The sequence below is a fragment of the Rhodoblastus sp. genome (assembly GCF_052145335.1).
GTDB lineage: Bacteria > Pseudomonadota > Alphaproteobacteria > Rhizobiales > Beijerinckiaceae > Rhodoblastus.
In genome coordinates this window covers 1-8,462 of the sequence record NZ_JBKQOU010000336.1, presented here as the reverse complement: position 1 = coordinate 8,462, position 8,462 = coordinate 1, and the positions used below count along the sequence as shown (strand labels likewise).

Sequence of the window (8,462 nt, the reverse complement as noted above, 5' to 3'; positions counted from 1 at the left end):
AGAAAAAGTCTCATCTGGCATCCCCCTCATGTCTTCATCGCGGCATTGGGCGTCGCGCCCGGGCCATACCTTATGCTCGACGCTGGCGACCACATTGTCCAGCCATGTCGCGCAAGCCGATGAAGATTCCCCGCGGGCGCCGCGTTGCGCCAGGCGCCCGCGCTAATCGAGGTGATGCTTGCCGATCATGCGCACCGTGCTCGCCTGCGCGCCTTTTTCGCCGGGCTCCTCGACGAAACGAACTTCCGAGCCGACGGTTAGGCGGTCGAAGTCTCCGTCGAGCACCGAATTGCGATGAAAATAGATTTCGCGGCCGTCGGGCGTTTCGATGAAGCCGCAATCCTCGCCGGCCAAGAACCGAGCCACGCGGCCATGATCGGGCGCCGGATGCTGTTTCACCTCCTCGCGCAAATCGCGGACGACGTCCTCGATCTGCCGGATCGCCGCATCGAAGGCGTCGCGGATGGCCACCGCCGCATGCTCGTGTTCCGGCGCGTCCTCGTGCGATCTGTCGACGATGACATCTTTGTGTCCCGGCATGGCGATGCGCAGGTCGATCTTGAAAAGGTCGCCCTGCTTGTGTCGCGCGGCGGATTTGGTCACCACGACATGGCAACTCGTGATCCGCGAGCTGAATTTTTCGAGACGCTGCGTCTGTTCGTCGATCTCGGCGCGGATGGTCTCGGATGGCTCGCAGTGCTGAAAGGCGATTTCCGTCGGCGTTTGCATGGTCTTGCCCTTCCTCGCAAAACTTCGCGCCTGCCCGCAACCCCGGATGCTGGCAGCATGTTCCACAAAACTCATTGATCTGTCGCAAGGGCGCCTCGGCGCGGTTTCGGCGCCGCGGTCGCGCGCCAAATCAGTTTGTCAGCCCACCCACCGAATTTCCGGCGATTTGCGCGGGACTGGCGCGACGGCGCTTTTCGGATGACCGATTATGATCGGCGCCACGGGAACCCATTCCGCCGGAAGGCCGAGGTCCGCCTTCCCGTCGGAAGTGTTGAGATAGCTTTGCGCGAATCCGATCCAGCAGGAGCCAAGCCCGGCCGCGTAAGCGGCAAGCATCAGGTTTTCGGCGGCCAGCGCGCAATCCTCGACGATCCATGGGCCCTGGGCGATCGCGGAAATCAGCATGAGCGCGGGCGCATGATAAAAGACATGAAAATTCGGGTCGCTGAGGTGGGAGCGAAAATGATCGGCATGGGGATTGCCGCCCAATGTCGTGAGCATATGGGACTTGGCCTGATCTGAAATGCGATGGAGCGCCTTTTGGTCGCGCACCACCGTAAACGCCCATGGCTGCGCGTTGACCGCGCTTGGGGCATGCGTGGCGGCATGGATCAGACTGCCGATTAAGCTCTCGTCGACAGGCTCATCGGTATATTCACGCACCGACCGTCGACCGAAAATCGCTTGGGTGACGTCCATCACGCTGTCCTTCCTCGCTGCATCGCTGTCTTGTACTTAAGATCCAACTTCTTGGCGATAGTGACGCCGTCGTTGCAGACGATTGGAGCGCCCGACTGTTCTGGCGACTAGCTGCCAATGGGAGGCCTTGCCCACGGATCTGGCGCCCAAAAGCGCCGCGCATTATTATTTCGTGCTGTGGGATTGGGACGGCAAGTTGGATCGCGGTCACAAGGCGCCTTATGTCGCCGCGCGCGAAGCGGCAGGACGCGAGGAGGCGAGCCCGACAGCTGCGATCATCGACCGTCAAAGCGCCAAAGCCGCTCAAAAAGGGGGGGCGGCGTCGACCCCCAGGGCTTTGATGCGTGCAGGAAAGTAATTCGCCTCGGTGATTTTTGGCTGCCTACGGAAGCCCGCGCGACTTTTGATGACTCCCGTTCTTTGACCCGATCAAGACATCGTTTGCCGACGCTTTCGTCGATGATGCGCTAATGCTGGGAGACTAATGCTCGTTCAATCCCTTTTGGAAAACTAATATTGGCGCGAGGATCGAGTCCCAGTTCGCGCAGAGCGGCGAGAACGTTTGACGGGTTTTCATCCTCGATACATAAACTCTCCTGCGCAACAGGGCCAATATGCAGGCGAACAAATTCAGCGACGCAGTTGCAAAACACAAATTGACGACGCGCCTTCGTCACCTGGATGGGTCGCAATATCTTCGCTTTTGAGGCCACCTCAGCCAAAAAGTCACCTAAACCGTAAGCTCCCGGCAAAATGTCAGGCGGTCGAAGCTCCAGCGCGGCGAAAGCCGACCGCACCATCGGCGCCGACAACGGGAAGGGGGCCTTAAACACGGGACTCCATTGCTCGAGCCCGTTCGAATCGACCAGCAGCAACCGCTTGACCTCAAGCACACCGCCACGAATCTTTGCGCTGTGCGGAGTGACGGAATTCAACAAATAGATTTCGTCGCTCTGCCGCGGAGTAACCTGCGCAGCCAAACCGACCTTCGCCTCGATATCCGAGAGCCTGGCGCCAAACGTGCGCCACTCCCAACGAGGCGGGTTCCTATTGCCGATTTCGTCCATTGGCTTCCCTCCCCGGCCCTCACCTTCTCCACCGAGTCGGACGAGCCCAAAGCCAGGCGTAACAGCAGTCACGACGAGCGCCGCTTGCTCGAACGCTTTGGTCGGCGCTGGTCAAAGTCGTGGATTCTCATGCCCACGCCATGGACGCCATGGGGGAGATGCTGCCGGCGCGGACGCGACAATTCGTTAACATCGATTCTGATAAGCGAACGCCTGTTATCAAGCCCGCGCCGGCGCAAAAGGGAACGATCCGGAGCGCATAACCCAAGCTCCATAACCGACGACCCGGTTCCGATCGCCCGCCGTGTCGCCGGAGTTCCTCAAATCTAGGCGCTCTATCGAAAGGCCACGATGCTTCGCCTCGATCAGCAGCCCACGAATGGGGAGAGCGCCGCAAGCGTCGTCGAAGCCGATCGCAGCTTCATCGAGACGTTCGATCGCACCCGCTGTCGCCGAATCGCGGCGACGCGCATCGTCATAACGCAAATAGTGCGACAGGTCTGAGCTTACGACGACGAGCGCGTCATCATCCCAGAGGCGGCTCAGGACTCTCGCAACGTCTTGTGGCGTCGCCGAGCCGACCAAAAGCGGCACGATTGCGATCGAACCGAAAACAGCTTGAAGGAATGGAAGCTCGACTTCCAGGGCGTGCTCGTCGGCGTGCGGTTCATCCTGCATGACCACGAATGGCATGACAGCGATCTCCTCGATCGCGGCGATGTCGACAGGAACATTGCCCAGCGGGGTCGCAAAGGCGCGGACGGATGGAACAGCAATGCCGCGGACCGGCATCCTGTGTGCAGGGCCAATGACGACGACTCGGGTAAAACCATGCTTTTCCGCGCGAAGCGCGGCGAACGCTTCGGCGGCCACCGGCCCCGAATAGACGTAGCCCGCATGTGGCGCAATGAGGGCGCGGATGCGGCCGACCCCGGGCTTGAAGCTGGAATTCGCCAGCAGACGCTCGATGGCGGTCCGAAGCTCTTCTGGATCGGCCGGATAAAACAGGCCTGCCGCCGCCGCACGCCTGACGGCCTGCTCTCGATCTGTCGCGATCACCTCATCCGCCCTTGAATCCGTGGGTCAAATCTCCACCTGACCGAGATGAACATAACAGAAACAGCGGCTCCCGCTCCACCCTTCGGCAAAATGCGCGCCCGCTATTGGCATGCCCTTGAGGATGGCCGCATCCAATGTGATCTTTGCCCGCGTTTTTGCAAGTTGCGGGAAGGGCAGCGCGGCCTTTGTTTTGTGCGCGCCCGTCAGGAAAATGAGCTCATTCTGACCACCTACGGTCGGTCGTCCGGCTTTTGCGTCGATCCAATCGAGAAGAAGCCGCTCAATCATTTTCTGCCCGGCACACCTGTGCTCTCGTTCGGCACCGCTGGGTGCAACCTCACTTGCAAGTTCTGCCAAAACTGGGACATCTCCAAGGCGACCCAGTTTGACCGTCTCCAGGATCAGGCTTCGCCCGAAGCAATTGCGCGAGCCGCGAAGGAGATAGGCGCGCGATCGGTCGCCTTCACCTATAACGACCCGGTGATCTTCCTCGAATATGCGGTGGACGTTGCGGCCGCCTGTCGTGAAGCCGGCCTCAAGACGGTCGCCGTGACAGCGGGCTACATCACGGCAGAGGCCCGCAAAGAGATGTTTGGGGTGATGGACGCGGCGAACGTCGACCTTAAGGGCTTCAGCGAGGATTTTTATCGAACCTTATGCACGGCCAAACTGCGGCCGGTCCTCGATACGCTCGAGTATGTCAGGCACGAAACGAACTGCTGGCTGGAAATTACGACGCTGTTGATCCCCGGCAAGAACGACTCCGCAGCCGAGACTCAGGCCTTGAGCCAGTGGATCCGGCAACGGCTGGGACCGGACACGCCTTTGCATTTTACCGCCTTCCACCCCGACTGGCGAATGCGAGACACGCCTCCAACGCCGGCGGCTACGCTTCAAACTGCGCGACGGATCGCTTTGGAAAACGGGCTTCGCTATGTCTACACGGGCAATGTGCATGACGAGGCCGGGCAAAGCACTTACTGCCATTGCTGCGGCGAGCGCCTGGTCGGACGCGATTGGTACGACATTACTTCGTGGGCGCTGACGGGCGATGGACGATGCGCTCATTGCCGAGAGGCCTGTGGAGGCGTGTTTGAACCGCGTCCAGGCGCCTGGGGCTCCCGGCGCTTGCCGGTCCGGCTGGAACTTCATGGCCAGATGGACACCCTCACCTAGATTCCATCCGCGTCGAGATCGCATGAAGTGAAGGGCGCCGAAGTGAGGGAAGAAAAAGATGACGATCGACAACACTGAATTCGGCAGAATCACCATCAATGGGGAGACTTATGAATATGACGTGATCATTCGTCTCTCCGGAAAAGTCGAAAAGCGGAAAAAGAAACTGTCGAGGGAAATATATGGGACGTCGCACATTATATCGAAAAACGAAGCGAAGTTCCTTTTTGAAGACGGATGCGAAACGTTAGTCGTTGGCGCGGGCCAGGAAGGGAACTTGCGCTTGTCTCCGAAGGCCAGCGATTATTTGAACAAAAAAGGGTGCAAGGTTCTGTTGCAGCCGACGCCCGAAGCCGTCCGGTCGTTCAATCAGTCGCGTGAGAGAAAAATCGGACTCATGCACGTAACCTGTTAACGATGCAAAGCACTCCACCATTAACCGCCGCCGAGCGCGTCATCAAAGATATGGAGGTCTTAATTGATCGGAGAGCCGGCTTTGCCGGCGGTTTTTTCGCGCGCCTCCAAGCGATCGACCTCCTCGGCAAGTTTTCCGTAGGCACAAATGAAGACCGCCAACTCCTCGGCCATCTCCGCCATCTCTGGGATATTGCCGCCGTCAAGCATGTCCAGCTTTTCCTTCAGCCGTGCGGTGGCGACACGCACCGCCTGAGCCCAATCGAGCAGCGGCCGGTTAGGTAAGTTCTTTGGACAGTCAGGCTCGGGCGCAACCACGCGCCCAAGCAACTGCGCCACGTCTCGTGGTTCCGCGCTCTTCCGGACTGCGACATTGGGGCGAGCCATCCAGATCAAGCCATTTTTTCGGACGAGACCTTTTGACGGAGGAGCTCCGGACGAAAGGTGAGACACACGCTTCTGGCGAGATTTCCGTAACATGGCGCGCTCCTGGGAAGGGTATCCTCAGGCAACAGACCGTCGCACGTCTGTGATGCGATCCTTGCTCGGCGGCAGATCGGAATCAAGCGCGGCCGACAGGTTGAAACAGCCAATTGCTCAAATATTTGTTTAAGCCCATATGTCGACGCCCGCAATGACGTAAATCAATCGGGATGGCGCAGTCCTAAAGGCGTCCGGCGGCGCGCCATGGAATGGTGATCCAGTCGTGGCGGAACGGCGGTTCTGCCGCCCTGTTATTTCTGCCAACGTATCAGGGCGATTTCCGCTGGCGTCCGTACGCCGGGGCGCCACGGCACGACACGCGCCGTGTATTCGTCCGACGGTCGCGCGCCGGGGATCCAGCCGCGCCAGAAATAGCCGCCGGTCGCTCCGGTGATTGGTCTGTCGTGCGAAAGGGAGGCCACCTCCGCAGCCCGGCCGGCGGTCGGCTCGGCGTAGATCTCGACCCGGATGTCCCCGGGCGCGATATCGCCGAGATAGACCGGGACCGAAACTTCCCAGCCGTCGGTCTGCCTGACGAAATCCGGCTGGCCGATATGAACACCCGGCCATGAGCTCTCCAGCCGCCGAGCCCATGCCGCCATAGCCTTCGCGCTGGCCGCGCCATCGGCGACCCGCTCACGCAATGCCTGGGCGGCTGGCAGATAGGCCTTGTCAAGATATTCGCGTACCATGCGCGACGCGCCGTATTGCACCGTCAGGTCGGTAATGCTGCGCCGCATGCGGGCCACCCAGGCGCGCGGGATTCCGCTGGCGTCGCGGCCGTAGAACGCCGGCGCCACCTCGCGCTCCAGCACCCCATAGAGTTCGTAAGCATCGTGGCTGTCCTGATCGGCCGATTCGGTGACCGGTCCGACGCCAATCGCCCAGCCCACATCCGGCCGGTAGGCCTCCTCCCACCATCCGTCTAGTGTCGAAAGGTTCAGTCCGCCATTGACCAGGACTTTCATGCCGCTGGTTCCGCACGCCTCCCAGGGACGGCGCGGCGTGTTGATCCAGACATCCACGCCCCGCACCAACTCCTGCGCCAGCGAGATGTCGTAATCCTCCAGAAACACCACCCGGCGACGATATCGCGGATCCTGTGCGAACCGAATCCAGTCCCGGATCATCCGTTTTCCGGCCTCATCGTCCGGGTGCGCCTTGCCCGCGAGCACGAGTTGCACCGGGCGCATCTCATCGCAGAGTAGTCGCGCCAGGCGCGCGGGATCCGACAGGAGTAGATCGGGACGCTTGTAAGCGGTGAAGCGGCGCGCGAAGCCGAGGGTAAGAACATTGGGATCGAGTACGGTCTCGCTGAGCGCCACGGTCTCGGGCGGGCAGCCGCGTCCGCTCAGATGGGAGCCGAGCCGCGCGCGAACGCTGCGCACGAGCGCCTTACGGGCGCCGCCGCGCAACGACCATAGCTCCTGATCTTCGATTGTTCCGATGCGCTCGCAAAGATCCTCCGGTTCATGGCGCCAGCGCTCCTTGCCGCAGGCTTTCGTCCAGAGCGCGTCAGCCTCGGCGGAATCCCACGTCGGCGCATGAACGCCGTTCGTGACGTGGTCGAACGGCACTTCATGCTCCGGCCATCGCGGGTACATCGGTTGAAAAATCCGGCGGCTGACCGCGCCATGCAGCCGGCTGACGCCAAAACTCAGCAGCGCTCGGCGCGCCGCAAGAAAGGCCATGTTGAGCTTGCCATCCGAGACAGGCCCCTGAGCGAGGCCGAGTTGCTGGAGTTCGGCAAAACTAGGCTCGCCCGACGCCCAGGCCTGGACATACCGTGGGAAGAAATCCAACGGGTAACGGTCGAACCCCGCGTTCACCGGCGTATGGGTCGTGAAGACATTGCCGGCCCGCGTGGCCCACAAGGCCTCGCTGAAGCTCAGACCATGGCGCTTCGCAAATGCGCGCGCCCGTTCCAGCACGGCGAAGGCGGCGTGCCCCTCGTTCAGGTGACAGACCTCGATTTCGGGATGCAGCGCCTCGACCAGACGCCAGCCGCCAATTCCGAGGACGATCTCCTGCATCAGCCGCATCTCGCCGCCGCCGCCATACAGCTTGCCCGCAATGCCCCGATCGGCCGGGCCGTTCACCGGATCGTTGCTGTCGAGCAGATAGAGCCGCGTCCGTCCAACGACGACGCGCCAAACCCGCAATTGCAGCGTCCGGCCCGGCAACTCGACCGGAATGCGAAGCCAGCCGCCGCCCGCCTCGCGCACAGGCTCGATCGGCATGATCGAAGGATCGTTGTAGGGAAAGGCCTCGAACTGCCGTCCCTCGGCGTCGATCATCTGGCGGAAATAGCCCTCCTGGTACAACAGGCCGATCCCGATGACCGGAACGCCGAGGTCGCTCGCCGCCTTCAGGAAATCGCCCGCCAGCACGCCAAGCCCGCCGGCGTAAAGCGGCAGCGCCTCGCCGAGACCAAATTCCATGCTGAACCAGGCGACGCCGCCCAGCGACGCGCCGCCCCGCGCTTCGGCCAACCAGCTGCGGCCAGTCAAATAGGCGCGCCGCGCCGCGTCGAGTTGATCGAGATGCGCGACGAAACTGGCGTCCGCGGCAAGTTCATCCAAACGGGCGGCGGAGACGTCTTCGATGACGGTCCATGGATTGCGCGTCGCCCGCCATGACCCCTCGTCCACCCTTGCCCACAGCCGTCGGCCTCGTGGCTCCGTATCCAACGCAGATCGAGCGCCAGATCACGAAGCGCGCCGAGTGGCGCGGGCAGAACTCGCCAGGGGATCATCGTCTGAGCTTGACCTTGAGATAGTTCACCGCGCCATCGAGCGTGCCGAGTTTTGGGTAATCGAGTTCCGGGATGTCGAC

At 61.5% G+C, this 8,462-nt stretch carries 8 protein-coding genes and 1 pseudogene; 3 read left to right on the top strand and 6 right to left on the bottom strand.

Annotated features, from left to right (window positions below; genetic code table 11):
* Window positions 1-162: 162 nt before the first annotated feature.
* Entirely contained in the window at window positions 163-729 is a 567-nt protein-coding gene (locus tag ACLP2E_RS20585) for an HPF/RaiA family ribosome-associated protein (RefSeq protein WP_442466965.1), read from the bottom strand.
* A 138-nt stretch (window positions 730-867) separates the two neighbouring features.
* Window positions 868-1,428 carry a nitroreductase family protein gene (locus tag ACLP2E_RS20580; protein WP_442462684.1) on the bottom strand — a complete coding sequence of 187 codons (561 nt, stop codon included), beginning with the start codon at window positions 1,426-1,428 and terminating at the stop codon, window positions 868-870.
* 97 nt (window positions 1,429-1,525) lie between these two features.
* Here ACLP2E_RS20580 and ACLP2E_RS20575 point away from each other — a divergent pair.
* Window positions 1,526-1,785: pseudogene (locus tag ACLP2E_RS20575) on the top strand (IS5/IS1182 family transposase); the annotation flags it as partial.
* Window positions 1,786-1,895: 110 nt separating this feature from the next.
* On the opposite strand, the gene ACLP2E_RS20570 reads toward ACLP2E_RS20575, so the two are convergent.
* Together ACLP2E_RS20570 and amrB are read right to left on the bottom strand one after the other, a co-directional pair.
* A complete protein-coding gene (locus ACLP2E_RS20570; RefSeq protein ID WP_442466964.1) occupies window positions 1,896-2,495 on the bottom strand; it encodes a hypothetical protein in 600 nt (199 codons plus the stop codon).
* 219 nt (window positions 2,496-2,714) lie between these two features.
* Window positions 2,715-3,554, bottom strand: coding sequence for an AmmeMemoRadiSam system protein B (amrB, locus tag ACLP2E_RS20565; protein WP_442462687.1), 840 nt, complete (start codon window positions 3,552-3,554; stop codon window positions 2,715-2,717).
* A gap of 90 nt (window positions 3,555-3,644) precedes the next feature.
* Here amrB and amrS point away from each other — a divergent pair, with 90 nt between their 5' ends.
* Complete coding sequence (gene amrS / locus ACLP2E_RS20560; RefSeq protein ID WP_442466963.1) at window positions 3,645-4,730, top strand: AmmeMemoRadiSam system radical SAM enzyme; 1,086 nt, start codon at window positions 3,645-3,647, stop codon at window positions 4,728-4,730.
* 58 nt (window positions 4,731-4,788) lie between these two features.
* Window positions 4,789-5,145 (top strand): Mth938-like domain-containing protein, encoded by a 357-nt coding sequence (locus ACLP2E_RS20555; protein ID WP_442462689.1) that lies wholly within the window; start codon window positions 4,789-4,791, stop codon window positions 5,143-5,145.
* A 59-nt stretch (window positions 5,146-5,204) separates the two neighbouring features.
* Here the strand turns inward: ACLP2E_RS20555 and ACLP2E_RS20550 are convergent, their stop codons facing one another.
* Both ACLP2E_RS20550 and glgP read right to left on the bottom strand, forming a co-directional pair.
* Window positions 5,205-5,483: a hypothetical protein gene (locus ACLP2E_RS20550; protein WP_442462690.1), complete on the bottom strand. Its 279-nt coding sequence runs from the start codon at window positions 5,481-5,483 to the stop codon at window positions 5,205-5,207.
* Window positions 5,484-5,878: 395 nt separating this feature from the next.
* The gene (gene glgP, locus ACLP2E_RS20545) at window positions 5,879-8,317 is read right to left on the bottom strand and encodes an alpha-glucan family phosphorylase (protein ID WP_442466962.1); all 2,439 of its coding nucleotides are present in this window, start codon (window positions 8,315-8,317) and stop codon (window positions 5,879-5,881) included.
* Window positions 8,318-8,462 lie beyond the last annotated feature (145 nt).

Bases quoted from the DNA above. Each gene is read 5' to 3' on its own strand.
- ACLP2E_RS20555 (WP_442462689.1), top strand. From the start codon at position 4,789: ATGACGATCGACAACACTGAATTCGGCAGAATCACCATCAATGGGGAG.
- ACLP2E_RS20570 (WP_442466964.1), bottom strand. From the start codon at position 2,495: ATGGACGAAATCGGCAATAGGAACCCGCCTCGTTGGGAGTGGCGCACG.
- amrS (WP_442466963.1), top strand. From the start codon at position 3,645: ATGCGCGCCCGCTATTGGCATGCCCTTGAGGATGGCCGCATCCAATGT.
- ACLP2E_RS20580 (WP_442462684.1), bottom strand. From the start codon at position 1,428: ATGGACGTCACCCAAGCGATTTTCGGTCGACGGTCGGTGCGTGAATAT.
- ACLP2E_RS20585 (WP_442466965.1), bottom strand. From the start codon at position 729: ATGCAAACGCCGACGGAAATCGCCTTTCAGCACTGCGAGCCATCCGAG.